This is a genomic window from Vallitalea sediminicola (assembly GCF_054408565.1).
Genome location: NZ_BTPT01000010.1, coordinates 118,283 through 144,806, shown reverse-complemented (window position 1 = coordinate 144,806; position 26,524 = coordinate 118,283). Strand labels below are relative to the sequence as shown.

At 31.1% G+C, this 26,524-nt stretch carries 19 protein-coding genes and 2 pseudogenes; 20 read left to right on the top strand and 1 reads right to left on the bottom strand.

The genetic code is table 11. The features are described 5' to 3' along the window. The 11 genes and pseudogenes from ACX6CF_RS05015 to ACX6CF_RS04965 all read left to right on the top strand — a co-directional run. Nucleotides 1–527: pseudogene (locus ACX6CF_RS05015) on the top strand (hypothetical protein); the annotation flags it as partial. Beyond that, nucleotides 528–1,544 carry a recombinase family protein gene (locus tag ACX6CF_RS05010; RefSeq protein ID WP_458784205.1) on the top strand — a complete coding sequence of 339 codons (1,017 nt, stop codon included), beginning with the start codon at nucleotides 528–530 and terminating at the stop codon, nucleotides 1,542–1,544. Continuing rightward, a complete protein-coding gene (locus tag ACX6CF_RS05005; RefSeq protein WP_458784204.1) occupies nucleotides 1,537–3,117 on the top strand; it encodes a recombinase family protein in 1,581 nt (526 codons plus the stop codon). Before ACX6CF_RS05010 ends, ACX6CF_RS05005 begins: the two co-directional genes overlap by 8 nt. Nucleotides 3,118–3,206: 89 nt before the next feature. Then, entirely contained in the window at nucleotides 3,207–3,419 is a 213-nt protein-coding gene (locus tag ACX6CF_RS05000) for a helix-turn-helix domain-containing protein (protein WP_458784203.1), read from the top strand. A 32-nt stretch (nucleotides 3,420–3,451) separates the two neighbouring features. Beyond that, nucleotides 3,452–4,975, top strand: a complete 1,524-nt coding sequence (locus ACX6CF_RS04995) for a class I SAM-dependent DNA methyltransferase (protein WP_458784202.1) — start codon at nucleotides 3,452–3,454, stop codon at nucleotides 4,973–4,975. Further along, nucleotides 4,953–5,465: pseudogene (locus ACX6CF_RS04990) on the top strand (restriction endonuclease subunit S); the annotation flags it as partial. The gene ACX6CF_RS04995 and the pseudogene ACX6CF_RS04990, both read left to right, overlap by 23 nt. Nucleotides 5,466–6,173: 708 nt before the next feature. Beyond that, nucleotides 6,174–7,712, top strand: coding sequence for an AAA family ATPase (locus tag ACX6CF_RS04985; protein WP_458784201.1), 1,539 nt, complete (start codon nucleotides 6,174–6,176; stop codon nucleotides 7,710–7,712). Next, nucleotides 7,713–8,642: a hypothetical protein gene (locus tag ACX6CF_RS04980; protein WP_458784200.1), complete on the top strand. Its 930-nt coding sequence runs from the start codon at nucleotides 7,713–7,715 to the stop codon at nucleotides 8,640–8,642. A gap of 30 nt (nucleotides 8,643–8,672) precedes the next feature. Continuing rightward, nucleotides 8,673–11,996: a DEAD/DEAH box helicase family protein gene (locus tag ACX6CF_RS04975; protein ID WP_458784199.1), complete on the top strand. Its 3,324-nt coding sequence runs from the start codon at nucleotides 8,673–8,675 to the stop codon at nucleotides 11,994–11,996. A 5-nt stretch (nucleotides 11,997–12,001) separates the two neighbouring features. Then, a complete protein-coding gene (locus ACX6CF_RS04970) occupies nucleotides 12,002–12,931 on the top strand; it encodes a restriction endonuclease (RefSeq protein ID WP_458784198.1) in 930 nt (309 codons plus the stop codon). Between the two features lie 351 nt (nucleotides 12,932–13,282). Continuing rightward, complete coding sequence (locus ACX6CF_RS04965; protein ID WP_458784197.1) at nucleotides 13,283–14,287, top strand: virulence RhuM family protein; 1,005 nt, start codon at nucleotides 13,283–13,285, stop codon at nucleotides 14,285–14,287. Between the two features lie 361 nt (nucleotides 14,288–14,648). On the opposite strand, the gene ACX6CF_RS04960 is transcribed toward ACX6CF_RS04965, so the two are convergent. Then, nucleotides 14,649–15,449 (bottom strand): alpha/beta fold hydrolase, encoded by an 801-nt coding sequence (locus tag ACX6CF_RS04960; RefSeq protein WP_458784196.1) that lies wholly within the window; start codon nucleotides 15,447–15,449, stop codon nucleotides 14,649–14,651. A gap of 340 nt (nucleotides 15,450–15,789) precedes the next feature. On the opposite strand from ACX6CF_RS04960, the gene ACX6CF_RS04955 reads away from it, so the two are divergent. The 9 genes from ACX6CF_RS04955 to ACX6CF_RS04915 all read left to right on the top strand — a co-directional run bounded on the left by ACX6CF_RS04955 (nucleotide 15,790) and on the right by ACX6CF_RS04915 (nucleotide 26,481). Further along, nucleotides 15,790–16,407 (top strand): TetR/AcrR family transcriptional regulator, encoded by a 618-nt coding sequence (locus ACX6CF_RS04955; protein WP_458784195.1) that lies wholly within the window; start codon nucleotides 15,790–15,792, stop codon nucleotides 16,405–16,407. Between the two features lie 343 nt (nucleotides 16,408–16,750). Beyond that, entirely contained in the window at nucleotides 16,751–17,746 is a 996-nt protein-coding gene (locus ACX6CF_RS04950) for a helix-turn-helix domain-containing protein (protein WP_458784194.1), read from the top strand. A gap of 235 nt (nucleotides 17,747–17,981) precedes the next feature. Further along, on the top strand, nucleotides 17,982–18,917 hold the full coding sequence (locus ACX6CF_RS04945) for an ABC transporter permease (RefSeq protein WP_458784193.1): 936 nt from the start codon (nucleotides 17,982–17,984) through the stop codon (nucleotides 18,915–18,917). Between the two features lie 25 nt (nucleotides 18,918–18,942). Continuing rightward, nucleotides 18,943–19,752: an ABC transporter permease gene (locus tag ACX6CF_RS04940; protein ID WP_458784192.1), complete on the top strand. Its 810-nt coding sequence runs from the start codon at nucleotides 18,943–18,945 to the stop codon at nucleotides 19,750–19,752. Between the two features lie 10 nt (nucleotides 19,753–19,762). Next, on the top strand, nucleotides 19,763–20,557 hold the full coding sequence (locus ACX6CF_RS04935; protein WP_458784191.1) for an ABC transporter ATP-binding protein: 795 nt from the start codon (nucleotides 19,763–19,765) through the stop codon (nucleotides 20,555–20,557). Beyond that, nucleotides 20,551–21,216 carry an ABC transporter ATP-binding protein gene (locus ACX6CF_RS04930; protein ID WP_458784190.1) on the top strand — a complete coding sequence of 222 codons (666 nt, stop codon included), beginning with the start codon at nucleotides 20,551–20,553 and terminating at the stop codon, nucleotides 21,214–21,216. Before ACX6CF_RS04935 ends, ACX6CF_RS04930 begins: the two co-directional genes overlap by 7 nt. Before the next feature lie 59 nt (nucleotides 21,217–21,275). After that, nucleotides 21,276–22,898, top strand: a complete 1,623-nt coding sequence (gene nikA, locus ACX6CF_RS04925; RefSeq protein WP_458784189.1) for a nickel ABC transporter substrate-binding protein — start codon at nucleotides 21,276–21,278, stop codon at nucleotides 22,896–22,898. An 87-nt stretch (nucleotides 22,899–22,985) separates the two neighbouring features. Beyond that, nucleotides 22,986–24,743: an ABC transporter ATP-binding protein gene (locus tag ACX6CF_RS04920; RefSeq protein WP_458784188.1), complete on the top strand. Its 1,758-nt coding sequence runs from the start codon at nucleotides 22,986–22,988 to the stop codon at nucleotides 24,741–24,743. After that, entirely contained in the window at nucleotides 24,736–26,481 is a 1,746-nt protein-coding gene (locus ACX6CF_RS04915) for an ABC transporter ATP-binding protein (RefSeq protein WP_458784187.1), read from the top strand. Before ACX6CF_RS04920 ends, ACX6CF_RS04915 begins: the two co-directional genes overlap by 8 nt. Nucleotides 26,482–26,524 lie beyond the last annotated feature (43 nt).

Below are 26,524 nucleotides of genomic sequence, written 5' to 3'. Positions count from 1 at the left end.
TTTTGATGTTGACATTTACACATATAGACATTATCTTATCAATGGAAAATATATTATCAACTATTGATGTCAGTTCCGTTCAGAACCGTGAAATTATCAAAATACAAGAACTAATAGTAAAGAATGAAGGAGAAATTGATAAAATAAATCGCTTTAAAGTAAGCATTTACGAAGACTATACAGACGGTCTAATTAAAAAAGACGATTATTCAGATATGAAACATATTTATGAAGAACGAAGTGGCGAAACAAAGGCTATCTTAGACAATCTTCATCATGAGTTAGGACATTATAAAAACACCATTTCTCCCGAAAATAAGTGGATTAGACGATTCAAACAATATCAAACAGCAGATGTTTTATCAAGAGATTTAATGGTTACGCTGATTGATCAAGTGAAAATATACGAGGAGAACAGAATCGAGATTCAATTTAAATACCAAGATGCTTTTGAAAAAACACTGAGCTATATTAAATCCATATCCAATAAAGAACTGGAAAGCACATCTTTATCGGAGGTGGTTTAAATGGCCAGAATAAGTAGAAAGGCAAGTAACAAGCAGAACCTTATAGAGAACCCCAAAATCAAAATCTATCAAACGGCGCTTTACGTAAGACTATCCAATGAAGATAACGGTAATATCGGTAGTAACAGTATAGACGTTCAAAAGACCTTATTAATGAATTATCTAGCTATGCACATTGATCTACATCTTTATAAAATATACACTGATAATGGCATGACAGGAACAAACTTTGAACGACCTGCCTTTAAAGCTATGATAAATGCAGTTAGAAAGGGAAAAGTCAATTGTATCATTGTCAAAGACCTATCACGCCTAGGACGGAACTTTGTAGAAACAGGTCATTATATTGAGCAAATATTTCCCTTTATGGGTGTACGCTTCATATCCATCAATGATAGCTATGATAGTGCAGATACAGATACAGATACCAATGCAGGACTCATGATAGCTCTTAAAAACTTGGTCAATGCAGCCTATTCAAAAGATTTATCAAAGAAAGTTTGCTCGCAAAAGAAGCTTCAACAACAAAAAGGAAATTTCATAGGTACTTATGCTCCTTATGGTTATAGAAAAAATCCTCATAATAGCTATCAACTTATTATAGATGAAGAAACAGCTCCCATCATAAAAAATATTTTTACTTGGAGAGCAGATGGACAATCAGTAAAAGATATTACGAGAAGACTTAATGATGAGAATGTACCATCTCCCATGAGACATAGATACCTAAAAGGAGAAGTTAAGAGCAAGAGATATAAGGATATATTATGGAAAGAATCTACCCTATACGCTATGCTGACCAAACAAGTTTATCTTGGTCATATGGTACAGGGCGTTGTGAAGGTGATTTCATGCGGTAGTAACAAGATAAAATATATACCGAAAGAAGACTGGATGATAGTCAAGAACAAGCATGAGCCCATTATGACAGAAGCATTATTTAATAAAGCTCAAGTGGATAATGAGCGTTATAAGAATCATGTAGAAAATGAGATTGGTGGTGGTATTCATGAATAAAAAAATGTATACCATAGCAACCTACATACGTTTATCAGGAGATGATCAAAACATTGGCGAAAGCAATAGTGTAAAACATCAGAGAGTTTTGCTCAGTGATTATATCAATAATAGTCCTGAATTATCCTCTGCAAAGGTTATTGAATATGTTGATGATGGTTATTCAGGGACAACCTTCAACAGACCCAGTATGACAAAGTTGTTGGAGCAAACAAAAAAAGGATACATCAGCTGCATCATTGTAAAAGATTTATCACGACTTGGAAGGAACTACCTTGAGATGGGGAATTATCTTGAACAGATATTTCCCTTCCTTGGAGTTCGCGTTATTGCCATCAATGATGAGTATGACAGTGATAAAAATGTAGGCACAACGATGGGAATTGAAATCCCTTTCAAAAACCTAATTAATGATCTATATGCAAAAGACATATCAAAGAAAGTAAAGTCAGCCCATCATTCTCTAAAAAGACAAGGCAAGTTCATTAGTGCTTATGCTTTTTACGGCTACTTTAAGAATAAGAAGGAGAAACATAAATTGATTATTGACCCAGTAGCATCAAAGGTTGTAAAACGAATATATAAACTATATCTTGATGGTACTGGTATGACAGATATAGCGAGAATTCTAAATGATGAGAATGTACTAACCCCATTACAATATAAAAAAAGCATGGGTAGCAATTATGGTTCATGTACCATTAACAGTGATTCTGTTGAAAAGATGTTTTGGAAAAGAGACTACATCGATAGAATTCTAAAAGAAGAAAGGTATACAGGTAAGTTAATCAGTAATAGAAGAGGTGTCACAAAGGTTGGTTCTGCAAAATGTGAATATAAAAAGAAAGAAGACTGGATTATTATTGAAGATACACATAAGCCTGTAATCTCCCAAGCTGATTTTGATAAAGTTATGGAACGCAGAAAAGACAGATATTTAGTCAAATCAAAACAATCAAGTATTAGAAAACAGCATATTTTATCCAATGTAAGATGTGGTGGTTGTAACTCCAAATTACACCGTACAGCAAAGAAAAGACCGAAATTCTTTTGTATCAATAACTGGTATTCTGGTGAGAATAACTGCTTTCATGAGAGGGTATTTATTGATGAATTACAGGATATCGTTTTTGAACTGATTAAGAAGCATATGGAGGTATTGATCTCGTATGATGAACTTAAAAAAAGTAGTGTACAAGTCAAGGGAAATGAGAAGTTAAAATTAGAAGGTTCAATTAAAAAACATAAGAAAAAGATAGTGAAGTTAAAAAGTGATAAGATGGCTAGCTATGAAGATTATAAGATGAATCAGATTTCAAAGGTGGAGTTTATTGATAGATCGGATGAGATTAATTCTAAAATAGCTGAAATCGAAAAGAAGACAGTTGAGTTAAGAGAAATTATAGAGAAGGAACTGGTTTATGAGGAATCAGACGAAGCAAAGATAGCTAAAGCATTTTATGGGTCAAATACGTTAACCAAGGCATTATATGATGCTTTTGTTGAAGGGGTAATGGTGTATTCGGTGGACAGGATAGAGGTTCGGTTCAGGTTTGGGGATGAGTTTGGTTAACAAAGCATATAGAATCTTATTTAGATCAGACTTGTATATGTGTTATAACATTTGTTATAATAGAAAGTGACGTACTGGAGGTATGTGAAATGAATTTTGCCCAAATAGTAAAAGAAATTAGAACTCAACTGAATATGAGTCAGGAACAACTGGCAAGAGAACTACACGTTAGTTTTGCCACGGTTAATAGGTGGGAAAATGGTAAAAACAGTCCCAATATGCTGGCAAAGAAAGCGCTATATAATTTTTGCAAGGAAAAAGGTCTGGATGAAACATTAATTAAGCATTTACTGGACTACTAGATTGAAATAGATGAAGCCAAGGGAGGATTATAATGATTACAGGTGAATTAAGAAGCAAGGTAGATAAAATATGGGAGATATTCTGGACAGGTGGTATTACTAATCCACTGTCTGTTATTGAGCAGTTTACCTACCTTTTATTTATAAAAGGAATTGATGACAAGCAAACTGATTTAGAGAAGAATGCAGAGTTTCTTGGGATCGAAATTGAGACTAGCTTCTTTATTGACGAACAACAGCATTTAAGGTGGAAGAACTTTAAGCAACTTGATGCAGTAAACATGTATGAGACAATGTCAAAAAAGGTGTTCCCTTTTATAAAACAGTTAGATGGTAAAAATGATGTTAAGGAAAAAGAAGAAGGTATTTATAAAGAAAATGATAAGAAAAAAATCAAAAAATCAGCCTTTGCTAAATACATGGATGATGCAATTTTTATGATTCCAACACCACAGATGCTAGAAAAGATTGTGACGAATATTGATGTATTACCAATTAAAGAAGGTAGTACAACTGATGATACCAAAGGGGATTTATACGAGTATTTGCTATCTAAGGTGGCAACAGCAGGTACAAATGGACAGTTTAGAACACCAAGACACATCATCAAAATGATGGTGGATTTAATGCAACCAACCCCAACAGATATTATTGTTGATCCAGCCGCAGGTTCAGCAGGTTTCCTTGTAGAAGCAGGGGAATACCTAAAAAGAAATAATGAAGACATGTTTACCATTAAAAAGTTGAAAGATCATTATCACAAGGATATGTTCTTTGGTAATGACATGGACAGAACCATGCTTCGTATTGGTGCTATGAACATGATGCTTCATGGTGTAGAAAGACCGAATATTGAATATAGAGATTCCTTATCAGAAACCAATATAGATAAAGAAAAATATACATTAGTTCTTGCCAATCCGCCATTTAAAGGATCACTGGATTATGACAGTGTATCGGCTGATCTTTTGAAAGTGACTAAAACTAAAAAAACAGAGCTTTTATTCTTAGCTCTGTTCTTAAGAACGCTCAAAAAAGGTGGTAGATGTGCTTCGATCGTACCGGATGGTGTACTATTTGGTAGTTCCAATGCACATAAATCCATTCGTAAAGAAATTGTTGAAAACCATCAGCTACAAGCCATTATTTCTATGCCTAGTGGTGTGTTTAAGCCTTATGCAGGGGTTTCTACCGCAATTATGATCTTCACAAAGACTGGTGCAGGTGGTACAGATAAAGTATGGTTCTATGATATGAAGGCAGATGGCTTGTCTCTTGATGACAAGCGACAAGCAGTGGATGAGAATGACATACCTGATATCATTAGTCGTTACCATAACTTAGAAAATGAGAAGGATAGAAAGCGTACAGAGAAGTCATTCTTTGTTCCTAAAGAGGAAATTGTAAAGAATGATTATAACTTATCCATCAACAGATATAAAGAAATTGAATATGATGAAGTGGAATATGAAGCACCAAAGGTTATTATTCAAAGAATTAAAGAATTGGAAAAACAAATTCTTGATGGTCTAAATGACATTGAGAGGATGGTGTAGGATGAAGCTAATTAATATTACAAAATTATGCAATGTTGAAATTGGAAAAACACCTTCACGTAATGAAATGACTTATTGGGGAACAGGTGTGAACTGGGTTTCAATTAGAGATATGAAAGAAAAATATATCTTTGATACTAATGAAAAAATTACTTCGAAAGCTATCAGTGAGACTGGGATCAAGTTAGTTCCTAAAAATACTGTAATTATGAGTTTTAAGCTGTCAGTAGGGAAAGTAGCTATTGTTGGTAAGGATATGTATACCAATGAAGCTATAGCAGCGTTTCATATTCTTGATGAAAGTAAGCTGTATAATAAATACTTGTATTATGCATTGCAAACTCTACGGTTATCAGATAATACAGATCGTGCTGTTATGGGACTAACATTAAATAAGAAAAAGCTAAAGCAAATAAGTATCCCAGTACCTCCACTCGAAGCGCAAAAGAAAATCGTTGAAGCTTTGGACAAGGCTCAGGGACTTATTGATGCAAGAAAAGAGCAAATTAGGCTAATAGATGAGTTGATTCAGTCGGTGTTTTATGAGATGTTTGGTGATCCGATTATTAATCCAATGAGGTGGAAAGTCGATAAACTAGATAAACATGTTATAAGTATTGATTCGGGCTGGAGTCCAAAGTGCTTGAATAATAAAGCGCCAAATAACGAGTGGGGAGTATTGAAGCTTAGTGCAGTTACAGGTGGAATGTATAATGAGGAGCAGAACAAAGAGTTACCTAAGGGTGTTGAACCAAGGGTTAATTTAGAGATAAAAAAGGGTGATCTTTTATTAACTAGAAAAAATACACCTGAATTAGTTGGTGATTGTTGTTACGTTTTTGAAACAAGAGGTAAACTTATGATGCCTGACATTATTTTTCGGATAAACACACTTTCTGAAATAGATAAAACCTTTCTATGGGCATTATTTAACAACCATACATTTAAGCAACGTATAAAAATGATGGCTAGTGGCAGTGCTAAATCAATGGTTAATATTTCAAAAGCAAAGCTCAATAATTTGGATATTATTGTGCCTGATTACGAAGTGCAATTAAAGTTTTCTAGTAAATTGAATCATATTAGGAAAAAGAATAATTTACTTAAAGAATCGTTATATAAATTAGAAAATTGTTTAAAAAGTATTATGCAAAAAGCATTTAGCGGAGAACTGCATTGATTCTAACGAGGTGGAATTATGAGACTGAAAAAAATAAAATTACTGAGTGATTATAAAATCTTCAAGCAGGATCAAGAGTTTGTTTTTGGCGATGACTCCACCCTAGGAATTGTTGGTATTAACGGTAGTGGAAAATCCATTCTTCTTGAATTAATCTCTAAAATATTTGTTGAAGCCAGTAAGCAAATAACTCATGAAAGTTATTCTGACGATATAGATTATGAAGTTATTTATTCTTTAGAAAAAGATCATATGATTGATAGTGTTTTGATTGGAATAGGTGGAGAATGGGAAGTTGTGAAAGATGTTCAGATTAAGCTAGAAAATCGAACGCAGCATTTCAAAATGTTAATTTCAAATGGAATCGATGAATTTGAGATAAAAAACATCAATATGTATTATGTTTTTTTTCCTAGAAAGATTGTGGTATATTCTTCAGGGCATAATGAAGGTGTTAGTGATAACATAATCAACTATAAGCTCTATTCATTGACAGAAAAAGATGTTCAGAAAATTAAGAAAAACAATTGTGGTGAAGTTATTAATAAGGGGATTCTCGATCGGTATAATGAACTATTTTATTATTTTGATGACACCACTAGCAAGTTGGCAATTCTTACATCGTTTCTATTTGAATCTGGTAATCAGAACATGGTATCACAATTTTTTGAGAAGTCTTTCGTAAATTCTTTTAAAGTAAGACTGGATAAAAAGGATATATATGGTGAGGATATTTATTTTGATGAGAAGGCATCGTATTTATTGAATGAGATCCTGAGTTTTAGCCATACAGTTCATGTTAATGAGAATGGATTTGAGTATTATAAGTTCATAGCGCCTGAGGTGAAAGAAAGAGAGCAGATGTCACTATTAGCCTTTTTTGAAGGATTACAAAGGCTTTGTGATTATAATATTTATAAGATTAAGAAAAGAACTCGAAATAGAATTATATATGGTGATGAGCATAATAAAAAATCTCTAGTTGATTGGAACATTGCGAACTCTAGGGTGTTTGAATTACTTGAAATGACCCTAAAAACGGAAAGTGGTTCTGAACTGAAATTACGAGACTTTTCAGATGGAGAGTATCAAGTATTGCAATTGATTAGTATTCTTAACATTTTTTATGGAAGTAATATATTGTTTTTATTAGATGAGCCGGAGACACATTTTAATCCAAGTTGGAAGTCTTTGTTTGTGTCGAAAGTAAAATCGTTGCTTGATCCGATGTCACAGGTTATATTTTCATCACATAATCCTGAAGTTATAACAGATTTACGAAGAACAAGTGTTGTTAGCATGAAACATGGTATGCAATATAATCTACAACTAGAGACGTTTGGTGCGAATCCTAATATGATTAGTGCAAACTTATTTGATAAAAGGAATACTGTGGCAGAATTGGCTAAACAGAAAATAGAAGAGTTCAGAAAGCAAATAGATCAAACAACAAATAGGCAAGAATTAGAGTCGTTGAAAACAGATATTGAACACACGTTAGGTGATTCTTCGGAACGCTTAATGTTGATTATAGAGATTCAAAAGAGGATGATATAGATGTGGTACTTTTACAATGAATTTAACAGTGATAAACTGGAATCACTCATAAATGAAATAAATGGTGTTTTTATGAGAATATTTACAAATGATGAATTTGATTATCCAACTTGGGTGAATGGCATCAAGCTAAAGGAAGACTTTGAAAACTTTAAGCAAGCATTTCAGTTAAGTAAACAAGATGAAAAGGAAAAGCTAAAGAATGCCTATATTAATAATATTCAAGTTAAAAAAGTGTGTAATTTAGTAGTTGAGCCAGTAACATATGAAGTTATGTTATTAGGTGCGAGTTCAGAATTTATAAGATGTATAAATGCCCTGAAAACCATTCAAGATTATCTATACAATAATTTGTTAAAGCTTAAAGGACATATAGAAACAGTAGGTACTCTAAAGGATTATTATGAAGAATTTTATGATAAATCAGTTGAATATGTCTGTCCGTTCTGTGGATTAGGAACTATGTTAACATCGAAAGATAAGTTTAGAGAAGCTTTTGACCATTATTTACCAAGATCAAAATATCCATTTGTCTCTTTGCTAAGAGAGAACCTTTATCCAATTTGTCATACATGCAATTCAACTTACAAAGGAGACAAGAATCCTAGAGACTTTGGAAAAGTGTTTTATCCGTTTTCAAAAGAAGATAATGATTGTGAACCTGTATTTAATATTAAATCAGGTGTTATTGAAAATATAGAAATTAATAGCTTAAGATCTCAAGAAGAAATTGAGACGTGGAATGAAGTGTTTGATATAAAAGATAGAATTAAAAATTTTGCCGAAATAAATCTTAGTGGTTGGATGTCAAATGTTTCTGAGGCAGTTGGTATTTACAATATTGATTTTGATACGGCAAAAAATGCTGAAATAGAAAGATGTAGATCAAACAAAATGCAAGATCATAAATTTATTAAAAAAGCTACTTAGAAGCATTATAGAATTTAAAGGGGGAATACCATGTGCTACAACTTTGATTTCCTAAAAAAAGAAGAAAAATATAAAGACTTTACATATGCCTGTATCGAAGCTGAAAAGAGCTTGGTGGTTTCCTATGCCAGTACAGCGATTCTTGCTCGTAGAGCCTTAGAATTGGCTGTAAAGTGGGTATTTTCTTATGACCGTGTACTGGATGCGCCTTATCAGGACAATCTAGCATCACTTATTCATGATTATAAGTTTAAAGGTATTATTGATACGAAATTGTTTCCAATGATTACTTACATTCAAAAGCTTGGTAATAAAGCGGTGCATTCAGCAACGCCAATTACAAGAGAACAGGCGGTTCTTACTCTACATAACCTATTTGAATTCATTACTTGGATTGATTACTGTTACTCAGATGAGTATGAAGAAATTTTCTTTGATGAAAGCCTACTTGGAGATAATGAAAAAGAAAGAAAAACAAGAGATGAGTTGAAAGATCTGTATGATCGTCTTGGTACTAAAGATCGTAAACTTGAAGAAATTATTAAAGAGAACGAAGAACTAAGACGAGTTAATGCGATGAAACGTGTTGACAATAAGAAGAATCGTGAGTTCAAAGTCGATGAAATTTCTGAATTTAAGACTCGAAAGATGTACATTGATCTTGAGATAGAGCTGAATGGATGGGTAATCGGTAAGGACTGTCTTGAAGAAGTTGAAGTGGAAGGTATGCCGAATCAAGCAGGAATAGGGTTTGTAGATTATGTCTTGTTTGGTGACAATGGTAAGCCGCTGGCTGTGATTGAAGCGAAGAAAACCAGTGTTAATCCTCGTGTAGGACAGATACAAGCACAGCGTTATGCAGATTGTTTGGAAAAGCAGTATAAAGTCAGACCAGTTATTTTCTATACTAATGGATTTGAATATTATTTGTGGGATGATGCCAACTATCCTGAGCGTTTAGTGTCAGGCATATATACCAAAGAAGAACTGGAATGGCTTCACTTTAAACGAGATAACAAAGCGTCATTGAAAGAGCCTGCAATCAACGATGATATAACCAATCGTCACTATCAGAAGATGGCTATTACAGCGGTATGTGATACTTTAGAAAAAGGGAATCGTAAAGCGTTACTTGTTATGGCAACAGGTTCAGGAAAAACAAGAACAGCTATATCAATTGTTGATGTGCTTATAAAAAGAAGTTGGGTTAAAAACATACTGTTCCTTGCGGATCGAACTGCTCTTGTAAAACAGGCGAAGAAGAATTTTAAAATGCATTTACCTGAACTGTCATTATGCAATCTATTAGACAGTAAAGATAATCCTGAGAGTAGAATGGTATTTTCTACGTATCCGACAATGATGAATGCTATTGACGATATTAAGAATAAACATAATGAAAAGTTATTCACCAGTGGTCATTTTGATTTGATTATTATAGATGAGAGTCACAGAAGTATCTATAAGAAATATCAGGATATTTTCAATTATTTTGATGCCATTCTTTTAGGACTTACAGCAACACCAAAGAATGATCTAGATAAAAACACTTACTCAATATTTGAGCTGGAAAACAATGTGCCAACCTATGCTTATGAGCTAGGTGAAGCAATTGAAGATGGTTATCTAGTGCCTTATCACACTATAGAAACCAAAATGAAGTTTCTGGAGGAAGGAATTCATTATGATGATCTGACAGATGAGGAGAAAGAGCAGTTCGAAGAAACCTTTGACGATGATGTCAAAGATATCAGTGGCGAAGCTTTAAACTCATTTCTGTTCAATGATAATACCATAGATACAGTACTTCAGGAGCTAATGGAGAAAGGGCTAAAAGTTGAAGGTGGCGATAAACTGGGAAAGACCATCATATTTGCAAAAAATAAAAAACATGCAGATTTTATCGTGAAACGTTTTAATAGTCTCTATCCAGAGTACCGTGGTAACTTTGCTAAACCTGTTTATACTGGTATCAATTATGTGGAAAGTACAATGGATGATTTTGAAGTGAAGACGAGATTACCACAGATAGCAGTGTCTGTTGATATGCTTGATACGGGGATTGATATTCCAGAGATACTGAATCTTGTCTTCTTCAAGAAAGTACGTTCTAAAACTAAGTTCTGGCAAATGATTGGACGTGGTACACGTCTATGTGAAGATTTATATGGTGTTGGCATTGATAAAGAAGGCTTTAGAATATTTGATTACTGTGGCAATTTTGAGTTTTTTAGAACTAATAAAAACGGGAAAGAAGCTAAGATGATGAAATCTTTGACGGAGAATCTTTTCAATATCCGTGTGGGTATAATAAAAGAATTGCAGATTTTAGATTATCAAACAGATGAATATATTGAACATAGAAATTCTTTGATAGAAGGGATATTGAAAGAGATTAAAGGGATTGATGAAAGTAAATTCAATGCCAGAATGAAACTTCAATATATCCATAAATTCAATCAAGAAAGTGCTTTTAAAAGCCTTTTAGATGCAGATATCAGAGAACTTGAAGAATATATAGCACCACTTATTCCAGCGATAGATGATGATGAATTGGCTAAGCGTTTTGATTACTTAATGTACACAATTGAATATGCAGATTTAAAGCGAGTACCAGCATCCAAACCCAAGAATCGTGTAGTAAGTACAACTGAAAAACTTATGTTGAAAGGTACCATTGAAAAGGTGAAACAGCAGGAAGATTTAATCTATAGGGTTCAGACTAATGAATACTGGGAAGAAGCAGATATTTTTGATCATGAAGAAGTCCGTGAAGCATTGAGAGATTTAATTAAATTTCTTGATAGTAAATCTGATGATATTTATTATACAAACTTCACTGATGAAATTATGGAGACAAGAGAGAATCTAGGGGAATATTCTGTTAATGATATGCAATCTTATCGTAAAAAGGTCAATAAGTACCTGATGGAGCATCGAAACGATTTGGTGATCTATAAACTACGAAGTAATAAACCATTAACAGAAGAAGACATTAAGTATCTTGAGAAAATATTATGGCAAGACCTAGGCACAAGAGAAGACTACGTAAAAGAATTCGGTGATGAACCACTGTTAAAATTGGTAAGTAAAATCGTTGGATTAGATCCACTGACTGCCAATGAAGTGTTCTCAGAATTTTTGTCTGATGAAAGTCTTAATTTGAATCAAATGGAATTTGTGAAGTTGGTCGCTAATTATATCGTTAAAAACGGCAGCTTAGATAAAAGAGTGCTCAATGAGCATCCATTCAATAAACGAGGTAATATCATGCATTTATTTGATGGCAAGCTTAATATTGCAAAGCAGATTATTGGCGTTATCGATAAAATTAATGAACGATTAAGTGTTTAAAGGAGGTGAAGTGTGTGGCAATACCCAAATATCATGAATTTATGAAACCTGTGTTGGAATTATTGAAAGATAATCAAGTCCACAAGCGTGTGGATATGTATAAGGTTTTGGCAATGCAGTTTCAGCTAACTGAAGCTGAACTTGAGGAACGGTTGCCAAGTGGGAAACAGTTGGTTTATAAAAATCGAATAGGATGGGCACTGACTTATTTGAAAAAAGCTAAAGTCATTGAGTCAACAGCAAGAGCAAGTTTTAGAATTACTGAACTTGGACATAGGGTACTGACTGAAAATCCTGAGGTCGTGGATCAAAATTATCTAAAAAAGTTTGAGGGATTTCGAGATTTTGTAAATAGCACCTCTGATGACACACCGCTTGATGATGATGTTTCAGATATAGGAAGTGACGAGTCACCACAAGACTTACTAGACAGAGCCTATAAGACCATTTCTAATACTTTAGTGGATGATTTGCTGACAGAAGTTATGAATCAATCACCTTACTTCTTTGAAAAATTAGTTGTAGATTTGTTGGTCTCAATGGGCTATGGTGGCAGCAAAGTAGAAAACAGTCAAGTTCTTGGGAAATCTGGTGATGAAGGTATTGATGGTGTCATTAAAGAAGATAAACTAGGCTTTGATAAAATTTATATTCAAGCGAAACGTTGGGATACAGAAAAAACAGTTGGTAGACCTGAACTGCAAAAATTTGTTGGTGCATTGACTGGACAAGGTGCATCTAAAGGTGCATTTATAACAACAGCAAGTTTTACTAAAGAAGCTAAAGCATATGTAAGCAAGCAACATGCTTGTAAAATTGTATTAATTGATGGCAAATTCTTAGCATCACTTATGGTTGAACATAATTTAGGTGTATCCATTGAAAATACATATTATATCAAACGTATTGATACAGACTATTTTAACGGAGAGTAAATATTATGTATTAATGGAGTTATTATAAATTTTGTCCTAACTTGACACCATCATACTACAACAAAATTTATCCTAATTGAACAAAAATGAAATTGCTGGTAGATTAGGACAATATGACAATGAAATTAATATATTCTGCAGAAAAAAATTCCACTTTAAGAAATTTAAAGCGGAATTTTGCATTTAAAAAAGTTTGTAATAGAATTATGTGGTTGAATCATTACTTATGCAGTATAATAAAATAAAATACAAGCCACATACCTAAAATTGTAATAAATAATAATAGGAATTCCAGTAATAGATTATCTTATTCAAAATATATAAAACAGATTAAATAAAAGGAGTAAGTTTATGGATAATAAAACAGATATCTTAATTTATCAGATGGAAGATGGCAAAACAAAAATTGATGTTAGGTTGGAAAATGAAACAGTATGGATGAATCAGAAAGCCATTGCAGAGCTTTATCAAACTACATCGCAGAATATCACACTACATATAAAGAATATTTATGATGAAGATGAACTAGAAAAAATGACAACTTGTAAGAATTACTTACAAGTTCAAAATGAAGGTCCTAGACAGGTTAAGAGGAATACTAAACACTATAATCTTGAAATGATTATCGCTATAGGTTACCGAGTTCGCTCAAATAGAGGTACTCAGTTTAGAAGATGGGCAACAGAAAGATTAAATGAGTATTTGGTTAAAGGTTTTACAATGGATGATGAACGACTTAAAGGTATGAAAAATATTGGTGATGACTATTTTGATGAGTTACTTGAGCGTATTAGAGATATTAGAGCTTCCGAAAAAAGATTTTATAAGAAAATAACAGATATCTATTCGTTGGCTATAGACTATAATCCAAAATCAGAGGAAGCAAAGACTTTCTTTGCAACGGTTCAAAATAAATTACATTTTGCCATTCACGGGCACACTGCAGCTGAGTTGATTGAAACAAGAGCAGATGCAACAAAAGATAATATGGGACTAACTACTTGGAAGGGGGAAAAGGTTAGAAAGACTGATGTTACTGTTGCTAAGAATTATCTAACGGAAAAAGAACTAAAGTCATTGAATAGAATTGTTACAATGTATTTGGATTATGCGGAAGATCAAGCAGAAAGAAGAAATCCAATGCATATGAAGAATTGGGAAGAAAAATTGAACGGTTTTTTAATATTCAATGAACATGAGATTTTAACAAATGCAGGAAGTATATCTCATGAGGTAGCAAAAAAATTGGCTCAAAAAGAATATGAAAAGTATAATAAACATCGTATAGAGATACATGAAAAAGATGATTTTGATGTGTTTCTAGAAGAAAATGAGTGGACAGATAATAAAAGATAAAGATTATAATTTGGTTGGCATTAAATATGTCTATAAATATAATAAAATTTTATCCCTAACTTTACACCATCATATGTCGTCGAAACCCTTGTTTTTAATATTATTTAAGCAGTTTTGTGATTTTTATTCTTTAGTAAAAATAGTGAAAATTACGTAAAAAAGACCTGAAAAGGATATAGCACTAGAAAATCCTGAATTCAGGATTTTCTAGTGCTTATTAATAATAATCGTAATCAATATAAGAACGATATTCAGCTTCTATCTCCATCATTATTTCTAGATGATAATCAAGTTGCCCTTCTAGACAAGAAAAGAAATAGTTAACATCATTAAAACATTGAGTTGCAATACAATAAAAATATTAATCTCTTAGCAGAAATCCCATCAAGGTTTCATTATATTCCTTTACCTCTTCAACTATACTATGACCCCCTTCATATATAATAAGCTTACTTCTTTCTATCCTTTCGGCTATTTCCTCAGAAGAATTTTTACCAACGATCTTATCATTATCTGCACCAATAACTAAGGTATCACATTTTATACTATCTAGCTGTTCATATATATTCTGAGAAAGACAAGCACTGGCTTGTTTTATAAAAAAATCCATAGATGTAGGCTTCCCCATCCTCGTTAATATTGGATACATCCTTCTCTTTTTTCTAAGAGCTTTCTCAGAATAAACATTTTCATTTAGATCTATAATAAGTTCTTTATATTGATTTAACCTAGCCATTTTTACCCACCTAGTAATTGACGAAAGAAGTGTATCATTGGGTTTTGAAATTGTTACTGATATTATTAGTTTTTTCACCTTATCAGGATGGTTAATTGCCAATTGCTGAGCTACCATTCCCCCCATAGATATACCATAAATTATTACATTTTTAATATTTAATTTTTCCATAACATAATTCTGATTTTCCGCCATATCTCTTGTTGTATAGCCTTCGGGTAGATTATCTATTCTACTAAAAATATATACTTTGAATTTTTTTGCTAAATCCTTAAATTTAAAAGCTAACTGTACAGCTTGACCTTCTACAGAAGTAAATCCTAATCCAGGTATAAGTACCAGTGGCACCTCTCCTTTCCCAAAAACACAATAACTCATATTGTTACTACCTACTGCTATGCTCTTATTCTTCGCATTATAAAACATAAATTACCCTCCTTTTAATATAAATACCTGTTTCAATAATCCATTTAGTAGTATTTATTGTGTCCACAACATTCCACTGAAAATTAGTTGTATTTATGTCTTCAAGCAAGGGTCACTATAAGTGTAATTTTTGACTATTTTTAGAGACCGAACGGTTTCTAAAAGTGTAACATTTCTTTTTTACTATGTCAACTATATAAAATTAAAGACTTGATACAAAAGCATAATTGTGGTAATTACGTTTTGTTTTATGTATAATATATAATGCAAGGTTGATTGACAATAGTTAAAAAGGGTAATGATATAATAGAGAGCGAGTGGTCTCTAGAGGAGGAGAATATTGAAAGATACTTTTTATAGATTATCAGAAGAAAAGAAATTGAATCTTATTAACTCATGTATAAAGGAATTTGCAAAGAATACTTACGATAATACATCATTGAACAGCATTATTGCTGAGGCGAAAATATCTAAAGGAGGGTTATTTAAGTATATCGAAGACAAAAGAGATTTGTATCTATACATATTAAGCCTAATAATGAAGGATATTATAGAATATCAATCAAAGAATGTTGATATGAGTATAAGATGTTTTTTTGATAGACTTAATGCATTATTAGATTGTGGATTTGATTATTATAAAAATCATGAATTAGAATATCGTGTAATGATGAATGCTTTTTATGACTTAGCATCACCTTGTCATGAAGATGTCATATTAATAAGTAAAGACCTTATTAAAAAATATCAACTATATTTATTAGAAGATATTGATTGGTCTCAGTATAAAGAAAATATGGGAAATATACTAAAAATATTAGAGTATATAATTGATGGATATAATCTTGCCTTCATAAGAAAATTAGATTTGAATTATTCTGTTGAAGAACTAGAAGAAGTTATGAAAAGAGATGTGGATTTGATTATAAATACTATTAAAACCGGTGTGAAAGGGTAATGCTATATCGTAACCAGGAGTCCTTAAACCAAGGACTCTTTTTTAAATACCCCAAAACCTTTTCCTCACAACAAATCTCCAATGATTATAGATGGATTTAATTTTCTACTTTTGTATTAACCTTTTTAACAAAATAATTACTCATAGAATATTATAGTAAATAAAATAAACTTGGATTGGTTAGTATGTTAAGTTATTACTATATGGGAATTGCAATTCTTTTGGTTACCATTTCGGTGATTCTAATTGGTTTTGTTTATATTGACAAATTTATAGTTAAAAGATACAATAATAATGATAATCACTATTATTATGGATTCGACTTATTGGGGGCTTTGTCTATATGAATGACATAAAAAAGGAGTTTTTTCTTAGGAAGCTTTCAAAGGAAGAAAAAACAATCCAAGATAAAACAATATATAATATTTTGCCTGAATATGGCAATGGAACAATTATAATGTATAAAATTATAGAAGGTATGTACTTGAATTATAGTGATTTTAAATTTAAAGATATAATTAAAAATGATATAAAAAGCAATTATTGTGATAATATTATATCAATTGAGTATTGTATAGATGGCGAATGGAAATGTAATTTTAAAAATGATAAGGTTGCCTTTGCTCAAAAAGGGAATAGTGCATATGGTGCTGGGAAAAGTTGTTTTTTAGATCTTGATTATAAAGGCAAAACATATAAAAGTATTAATATATTTTGTTATTTAAATGAAATTACTAATTCGGTTGAAAAGATATTTGGAGTATCAAAAGAAAAAATAAATAAATACTATGATAAACTTTCTAGGAGAAAAGATTTTTTAATAATAAAATTCGATGACGAGGCTATATGTATTTTAAATGAAATATACAAATACATAAAATGTGATAACGTGGAATTAATTAAACTTCGAGCTATTGAGCTTTTGTTATTGGAAATAAACAACTATGAAGATTATAAAAATAAAAAGGGAAAATACTATACCAAAAGTCTAGTTGAAAAAGTTGAGAGAATTCATAACATTATAGATGAAAACTACAATAAAAATTTTACTATAGAAGATTTAGCTAAAAAGGAAAAAATAAGTGCTACATCCTTAAAAACTTGTTTTAAGGATTTGTGTGGAGATACAATATATTCTTATAAAAAAAAATGTAGAATGCAAAAAGCAAGAGAATTACTCCTTGAAACAGATTATCGAGTTTATGAAATTGCTTTGATTGTAGGATATCGTGAGGTAGCCATGTTCATAAAAGCATTTAAAAAAACTTATAATATGACACCAACTGAATATAGAAAAATTAAAGTGAAATATTCAAGTAGTTATCTCGTTAATTTATAAATTGATATGAAAAACAATTATTAAAGTCAAATTTACCATAATGTATATTATGGTTTTTTTTATGCAATTTAAAATATATAGGCAACAAATTATTACTTTTTCAAAAAGACTAAATGAACAACATTTAGTCTTTTTGAAGATTTACATTAAAACGAAAAAATGGTTAAATAATAAAGTGGTTAGTTAAAATGATAACGAATATCAATATCAAAAATACTTTACTCAGAGGGATACTATGGTTAAATATATATTAAAAAAGATTATCAGCAAAATATTCGTACTATTCATAGTAACAATAATGGCATTTGTTTTAGCAAATATATCACGAATTGACCCTGCTGAAAGTTATGTAAGAAGAACTTGTATGATGGCAACAAATCAGCAAGTTGAAGACATGAGAGAAGAAATAGGGTTAAACGATCCTATAATAATACAGTATAGAAACTGGTTAAGTAATATAATGCATAGTGACTTTGGGACATCTCTTATTACAGGCAATAAAGTTTTAGATGATATAAAGGATATTATAGGACCAACTTTTTTACTTGTAATAACATCTACATTGTTTGCTTTAATAGTAGGTATACTTATAGGAGTTTTATGTGCCATATATAAAGATGGAGTATTTGATAAGATAATACGATTCATAACATTATCAGGAATATCCGTGCCTAATTTCTGGGTAGGTTTTCTGTTACTATGTTTCTTTGCCATAAAATTAAATATAATACCCGTTGTAAGCAAGGTGAATTTTAGATGTCTAATATTACCTTCTATAACGATGTCTATTATTCCTACAGCTCAGTACATAAGGTTAGTAAGGAATAGTATCTTAGATAATATGAATAAAGACTATGTCCTTTATTCGAGAGCAAGAGGTTTGCCCAAAAGAATAGTTATATATAAACATGTTCTTAAAAATGCAATTCAGCCTTTGATTCCCATATTCTTTCAAAATTTCGCTTATTTAATAATAGGTTCTGCTATAGTTGAAACTGTTTTCACATGGCCTGGTATGGGGTTATATATGATAAATGCAGTGATAGGTCGTGATTTTAAAGTAGTTGTCTTTTACGTTTTGCTATCAGCAGTAATATTTAGTATTTGTAGTATTATTTCAGATATAGTTAATGTTAAGTTTAATAAGCAACTGATGAAAGATAAAGGTTAAGTAAATTGAAAGGAAAGAATGCAGAATGTTTTTAAAGAAGTCTGTTAACAAAAAAATAATCATTGGAAGTATTATGATTGGAATAATTCTTGTTATTATAATTTTCTCAGAGATATTAGTACCTAATGATCCAAACTTAAATAACATAAGCTATCGATTTGAAAATCCCAGTAAAGAATATCCTCTAGGCACAGACCAACTTGGAAGATGTATACTCTCAAGACTTATCTATGGTGGATACAATACATTTTCAGTTGTAATAGTAGTTACTTTAATCTCAGCTTTTATTGGGATAACGATGGGTGTTATATCAGGGTATTATGGTGGATTAACAGATAAAATCCTTACAGGATTATTTGATATATTTATGTCATTTCCTCCATTTATATATGTAATGGCATTAATTGGAATAATGGGAGGAAGCAAAATAACTTTAATTGCTTCGCTTATTTTAGGCTCATGGGCTATATCTACAAAAACTATAAGAACCCAGGTTCAAATTGAAAATAGAAAATTGCATATTAAATCAGCTAAAATAGCCGGTTCATCTAACATTAAAATAATAACAAAACATATTCTTCCTAGCATTATACCAAATATTATAGTGTTTTTCAGTCTTCAAATAGGTGGATTAATACTAATGATATCTGGATTTTCATTTTTGGGAATAGGATTAGGCAATGATGTTCCAGAATGGGGGAATATGATAGGAGAAGCTAAGGGATATATTTTTTCTGATATGCAAATGATGATTTATCCAGGTATTTGCATATTTTTTACAGTCTTTGCATTTAACCTATTAGCTGAAGGAATAAGAGAAAGATATGAAATATAAGGAGAAAGTTATGAAAATATTAGAAGTAAAAAATTTAGATGTCACCCTTAAAAATGGTAACAAATTAATAGATAACATATCCTTTTCATTAAAAGAAAACACCATATTAGGAATAGTTGGAGAAAGCGGCAGTGGTAAATCTATAACAACAAAAGCTATACTAAAACTTTTAAATGGGAACAAATTTAATCTTTCGGGCAAAATTCTTTTAGACGGTGAAGATATTATAACCTATAGTGAAAAGCAAATGCAAAAAGTAAGAGGTGAAAAAATAAGTGTAATATTACAAAATCCAATGACTTCGTTAAATCCTCTTACCAAAATAGGAAATCAGATGATAGAAACACTGAAATTTCACTATAAAATAAATAAAAAAACAGCATATAACATGGCATTTGATGCCCTTTTATTAATGAACTTTGAAAACGTAGAAAGAGTAATGAAAAGTTATCCTTATGAATTAAGTGGTGGTATGTTACAAAGAGTTGTAATAGCAATAACTTTATCATTAAAACCTAAAATATTAATAGCCGATGAGCCAACAACAGCTCTTGATGTAGACACGAGAGATATTATAATACAAGAAATATTAAAACTAAAAAATAAATTTGGTATTTCAATTATGTATATTACTCACGAAAATGAGATTATAAAAAACATTTCAGATGAAATAGTAGTACTAAAAAATGGAAAAATCATAGAACAAGGTACAAAGGAAAAATTAATTAAAAACCCTAATGAGCAATATACCAAAGCATTGTTAGAAGAAAAAATGGATTTTAAGGAAAAGGTAAAAGCATGTTAGAAATATCAAATATATATAAAAGCTATGATGATGAAGTATTAAAAGGAGTATCATTAAATCTTGAAAAAGGACATTGCTATAGCCTTGTAGGTAAAAGTGGCTGTGGGAAAAGTACATTATCTCGAATTATATGTGGAATGGAGAAACCTGATAAAGGAAGCGTTATTTACAATGGTCAAGATATACACTTTATGAAAAAAAGAGAATTTAAAAAAATACAAAAAGATTTACAAATTGTATTCCAAGATGCTTATAGCTCTTTAAATCCAAGATGGAGTATATATAAATCCATAAAAGAGCCAATAGATAATTATGAACAATTAGATAATGAAGAATGCAAGAAAAAAATCAACAAATTAATTAAAATAGTAGGACTTGATACAAGCGTACTAAAAAGATGCCCAGATGAATTAAGTGGAGGACAACAAAAAAGAGTTTGTATTGCAAGAGCTATAGCTTGCAATTCTGAATTTATTATTTTTGATGAATCGGTTAGTGGTCTTGATATGGAAACAAAGCGAGAAATTTTAATGCTTCTTACAGATTTACAAAAGAAAATAGGGTGTACATATTTAATGATAACCCATGATATGGAAGTTGCAAATGCTACATCAGATATTATTTATAAGATGGTAAACGGAAGGATTTTGGGTTTGTAATTAAAAAAACAACTAACCTTATTTGGGTTAAAATACATTAAATTTAAAGGAGAAAAGATATGAGGAAAACAATAACAATAGCATTATCATTAATGCTAGTATTTACACTAATGTTAAGTGGTTGTTCAAGTGATATATCGCAGGAAGAAAGTAAAGGTAATACAGTTACAACTAATGGGATAGAAAATATAAGTAGCAATGAAAATAAGGAGTATGAAGAGCTTGTTATAGGGTATGGGGTAGATATTGAGGGATTAAATCCTATTAATACTATTGGTAATCAAGAAGCAGCATTATCATTAGCTTATGATACTCTTGTAAAATGTGATAATGGTAAAATAAAACCTAATCTAGCTGAAAGCTGGGAAATAAGTCCAGACGGTAAGGAATATACATTTAAACTAAAAAAAGGAGTGCAATTCACAGATGGTACACCTTTTAATGCAGAAGTAGTGAAAAAGAATATAGAGCTTATTATACCAAATCCTAGATATGTTTACTTAGGAATTGTACGTAACTTTAAAAGTGTAGAGGTTATAGATGAATATACTGTCAAACTATCATTGACAACTCCTTTTTATGCAACATTATATGATTTTAGTTCTTATTTACCATTGTCAATGGTGTCACCCGATACCATAGAGAGTATTGAACCAACAATAATTGAAGGAAGCATAGGAACCGGTCCATATATTTATAGTGAATATGAGGCTAATAAGTATTATACATTTGTTAGAAATGATAATTATTGGGGAGAAAAACCTAGTTATAAGAAAATTGTTTTAAAGATAATTCCAGATATTGATGCAAGAATATTAGCATTAAAATCTGGTGAGATCGATATGATTTTAGGGACAGATTTTCTATCTTATGACGCAGTAAATGAAATCAAAAATGATGATAGGTTTACTGCTCAAATATCTGAAACAGTATCTAGGACAAGAAATATGTTTGTAAATACTACTTCCGAGAAATTAGGAGATGTAAAAATAAGAAAGGCGATTGCACATGCTATTAATAAAGAAGAAATAGTTGATTCTCTTTTATATGGATTGGAGGATAAGTCTGATACTTTGTTTGATGAGGAACTTCCTTATTGTAAAGTTGATATAGAACCTTATAAATATGATGTAGAAAAGGCGAATAAGTTATTAGATGAAGCAGGATGGTTAAAGATTGAAGGTAGTAAATTTAGACAAAAAGATGGAGATGAGTTGAATCTTAGTCTAACTTATGCATCAGGTTTTGCTTTTAATAAAGAAATTACCTATGCAGTACAGGGATATTTAAAAGAAGTTGGGATTAATTGTGAAGTAGCTGGAAGCGAACTGATGACTTGGTATGCTAATTGTATGGAGGGCAAGTTTGATATTACGGTATTTGTTATTTTTGAACCTTATTTATGCATGACTTCTATGATTGGTCCTTATCCGGAAAGTATGGTGATACAAGGGCTTTCAATGAAATCCGAGATAATTGGAAACATTGAAAAAATAATATCTTCAAATGATGAAAAGCAAATTGATGATTCTTATGAGTATGTACTGAGCACATTACATAATGAAGTTGCAATGATTCCAATTTCATTTAGAAAAGAAATTGTTATATATAACAATGATAAGATAGAAGAATATTTCTTTGCTGAAAAACCTCAAATGTTCATGCTAAATAATGTAAAATAATCAAGTTGTTTATAAATAAAGTTAAGGGCTGTCAAAGTTCATCAAGACAGTCCTTAATATTATAATACTTAAAGGTCAGGTGAAAAAATGAGAGAAATAAAAAAAGTTTTTGCTTATGCAAAAGACTATAAAAACAAAGTATATGCATCTATTATACTTGCTATTTTAGGTGTTTTCTTTGGAATGATACCTTATTACTTAGTATACAACATTATTATGAGGTTTATAGGAGATGTTTCGACAACTGTAAGTTATATTTTAATAATATCGGTACTTATTTTAATTTGTTTAGTTGCTAAATCATTTATGTACTTCAAGGCTTTGACAGCTTCCCATGAAGCAACTTACGATACTCTTATGGGAATGAGAGTAAAAATGGCAGATAAAATGATAAAAATGCAGATGGGAGAAATAAATAAGAAAAGTGCAGGGGAGTTTAAAAATATTTTTGTAGATATTATAGAAGATATGGAGGTAGCTTTAGCACATATGATACCTGAAGGAATATCTAATATTGTAGTACCTGTAGCTGTAGTAGGGTATTTATTTGTACTTGATTTTCGAATGGCATTGTTATCGTTAGCAAATATTCCGATTGCAATGATTATGTATTCTTTAATGATGAGGGGTTTTGAAAAAAAAATGGCTTTGCAAATCAAATCATCTAGAGAGATGAATGCTAATGTAATTGAGTATATTAATGGAATGGAAGTAATAAAAATATTTAATCAAACAACCTCTTCTTTCAAAAAGTACACTAATTCAGTTAAAGGTTATAAAAAATTTGTTCTTGGATGGTATAAAGAATCTTGGAAGTATATGTCTGCTGTCTCTGTTATTGTACCTTGTACCGTTTTATTTGTACTGCCTTTTGGAGCATTATTTTATATTCAGGGTACTCTTACTCTAAGCACATATATTTTATGTATGCTACTATCCATGGGACTGGGTACTCCTCTTAATAAATTAACAGAATTTGTTAGAGTATTTAAAGTCATAATGGAAAAAAGCAAAGTAATAGATAAAGTATTCAATAATGAAGAATTGGTAGAAAGTAATAATAGTTCAATACCTAAAAGTCGCAATATTACATTTAATAATGTAACTTTTGCTTATGATGAAAAAGATGTGTTAAAGGATGTAAACTTTCAAGCAGAAGAAAACACTGTTACGGCTCTTGTTGGAACATCTGGTTCCGGGAAATCAACTATAGCAAAGCTAATAGTAAGATTTTGGGATGTAAAAAGTGGTGAGATTAAAATTGGAGATGTAAATATAAAGGAAATTTCTTTTGAGAATTTGATGAATCTAATTAGTTATGTTTCGCAAGATATTTATCTTTTTAATACTTCAATTATGGAAAATATTCGAACGGGAAGACCTGATGCGTCAGATGAAGAGGTAATAAATGTATCAAAACTTGCTCAGTGTCACGATTTTATTATGAAGCTTGAAAATGGATACGATACTTCTGTAGGAGATACAGGTAATAAGCTATCAGGAGGACAAAAGCAAAGAATATCCATTGCCAGAGCTTTGATTAAAGATGCTCCGATTATAATCCTTGATGAGGCAACTGCTTTTACTGACCCCGAAAATGAAGAAAAGATACAAGATGCATTAAATGGTCTGATTGACGGAAAAACTTTAATTGTAATAGCCCATAGATTATCCACAATTGTAGATTCAAATAATATCATTTTGATGGACAATGGTGAGATATCAGCTCAAGGTACTCATGATGAATTACTACTAAAATCAGATATTTATCATTCAATGTGGGATGCTAATACCCAAGCTATGGAATGGGATATTAGTGTAAAAGAGGGGGTATATAATGCTTAATATTATTAGAAGGTTGTTAAAACTTGCTGATGAATTTGCAGGTAAAATAAAGATTGCTTTTGTTTTTAGTTTTTTCGAAGGCATATTTGTGAATATGCCGATTTTTGGAATGTTTTATATTTTAAGTAAAATTGTTGACGAAACCATAAATATAAATGATGTATGGATAAGTGGAGGCATTGTCTTAATTGGTATAATACTTCAATATGTATTTAGACGCCTTGTTTTAGTCTTTCAAAGTGCTACGGGTTATCATATATTTGAAAGAGAAAGAATAAAAATTGGTGATAGATTCAAAAGATTCCCAATGGGTTTTTTTAGTGAAGATAATATGGGTAGTGTTTCTGCGGTAATTACAACTGATCTTATCTTTATTGAGATGGAGGCCATGAATGTAATTGATAAAGTTGTAAATGGGTATATATCTATGGCTATTGGATGTGCTTTTCTTATAATATTAGATTATCGTATAGCTTTGATAAATATTGTAATCACTATTTTAGCAATGATTACACTAAATAAAATTCAAACTATTAGTAAAGAACAATCATATACAAGACAGAAAACGATATCAGAGCTTGTTTCTGCTGTTCTTGAGTATGTTCAGGGAATATCTGTTATAAAGGCATTTAATATGAGTGGAGATAAATCAAAAGCTACAAAAAAGGCTTTCAAAAAACAAAGAGATAATTCAATAAAATATGAAATGAAATTCATTCCACCGAATTTTATTTATGATACTTGGTTTGCTTTAGGAATAGCGCTTACCATATTCTTTGCTACCAGCTTTTGCCTTAATGGAACTTTAAATATGCAGGGAATGCTTATGATGGTTATATTTATTTTTCAGCTTTATTTACCAATTAAAGCTTTGGGTACATTGAGTGCACCCATTAGAATTATGGAAGCTGCTCTTGATAGATATGAAGCTATAAAAAATATAGAAATCATAGATGAAGATGGTAAAAATATTAAACTTAATAAATTTGATATAGAGTTTAAAAATGTGACCTTTGCTTATGAAAATAAAGAAATACTAAAGGATATTAGTTTCAAGATACCAGAAAATAGTATGACGGCCTTAGTTGGAGCATCAGGTTGTGGTAAAACTACAATAGCTAATCTTATTGCAAGATTTTGGGATGTACAAAAAGGAGAGGTATTAGTAGGGGGCGTTGATGTTAAGGAAATGACCTGTGACAGTCTTCTTGAAAATATTAGTATGGTGTTCCAAAATGTGTATTTGTTTAATGATACAATTTTAAACAATATAAAATTTGGCAAACAAGAAGCTACTATGGAAGAAGTGATAGAAGTGTGTAAAAGAGCAAGATGCCATGACTTTATCATGGAGCTTGAAAATGGATACGATACATTAGTCGGTGAAGGTGGATCTACATTATCAGGAGGTGAAAAACAGCGTATTTCTATTGCAAGAGCAATACTTAAAGATGCACCTATAATACTTCTAGATGAAGCGACAGCAAGCGTTGATCCTGATAACGAAAAACATATACAAATGGCAATAAATGAACTTGTAAAAGATAAAACTCTTGTTGTAATTGCTCATAGATTATCTACTATAAAAAATGCTGATCAAATACTTGTAATTGATGAAGGTAAACTTATTCAAAACGGGACTCATGATGAGCTTATAGAAGCAGAAGGACAATACAGTAATTTCTGGCAAAGACGAATGAATGCAAGAAGTTGGAAGATCAAAAAGGCGTTAAGGTAATGGAAGCAAGGCATCTCTGAACACTTAGATATTACGATATCAC

Bases quoted from the DNA above. Each gene is read 5' to 3' on its own strand.
- ACX6CF_RS05010 (WP_458784205.1), top strand. From the start codon at position 528: ATGGCCAGAATAAGTAGAAAGGCAAGTAACAAGCAGAACCTTATAGAG.
- ACX6CF_RS05005 (WP_458784204.1), top strand. From the start codon at position 1,537: ATGAATAAAAAAATGTATACCATAGCAACCTACATACGTTTATCAGGA.
- ACX6CF_RS05000 (WP_458784203.1), top strand. From the start codon at position 3,207: ATGAATTTTGCCCAAATAGTAAAAGAAATTAGAACTCAACTGAATATG.
- ACX6CF_RS04995 (WP_458784202.1), top strand. From the start codon at position 3,452: ATGATTACAGGTGAATTAAGAAGCAAGGTAGATAAAATATGGGAGATA.
- ACX6CF_RS04985 (WP_458784201.1), top strand. From the start codon at position 6,174: ATGAGACTGAAAAAAATAAAATTACTGAGTGATTATAAAATCTTCAAG.
- ACX6CF_RS04980 (WP_458784200.1), top strand. From the start codon at position 7,713: ATGTGGTACTTTTACAATGAATTTAACAGTGATAAACTGGAATCACTC.
- ACX6CF_RS04975 (WP_458784199.1), top strand. From the start codon at position 8,673: ATGTGCTACAACTTTGATTTCCTAAAAAAAGAAGAAAAATATAAAGAC.
- ACX6CF_RS04965 (WP_458784197.1), top strand. From the start codon at position 13,283: ATGGATAATAAAACAGATATCTTAATTTATCAGATGGAAGATGGCAAA.
- ACX6CF_RS04960 (WP_458784196.1), bottom strand. From the start codon at position 15,449: ATGTTTTATAATGCGAAGAATAAGAGCATAGCAGTAGGTAGTAACAAT.
- ACX6CF_RS04950 (WP_458784194.1), top strand. From the start codon at position 16,751: ATGAATGACATAAAAAAGGAGTTTTTTCTTAGGAAGCTTTCAAAGGAA.
- ACX6CF_RS04945 (WP_458784193.1), top strand. From the start codon at position 17,982: ATGGTTAAATATATATTAAAAAAGATTATCAGCAAAATATTCGTACTA.
- ACX6CF_RS04940 (WP_458784192.1), top strand. From the start codon at position 18,943: ATGTTTTTAAAGAAGTCTGTTAACAAAAAAATAATCATTGGAAGTATT.
- ACX6CF_RS04935 (WP_458784191.1), top strand. From the start codon at position 19,763: ATGAAAATATTAGAAGTAAAAAATTTAGATGTCACCCTTAAAAATGGT.
- ACX6CF_RS04930 (WP_458784190.1), top strand. From the start codon at position 20,551: ATGTTAGAAATATCAAATATATATAAAAGCTATGATGATGAAGTATTA.
- nikA (WP_458784189.1), top strand. From the start codon at position 21,276: ATGAGGAAAACAATAACAATAGCATTATCATTAATGCTAGTATTTACA.
- ACX6CF_RS04920 (WP_458784188.1), top strand. From the start codon at position 22,986: ATGAGAGAAATAAAAAAAGTTTTTGCTTATGCAAAAGACTATAAAAAC.
- ACX6CF_RS04915 (WP_458784187.1), top strand. From the start codon at position 24,736: ATGCTTAATATTATTAGAAGGTTGTTAAAACTTGCTGATGAATTTGCA.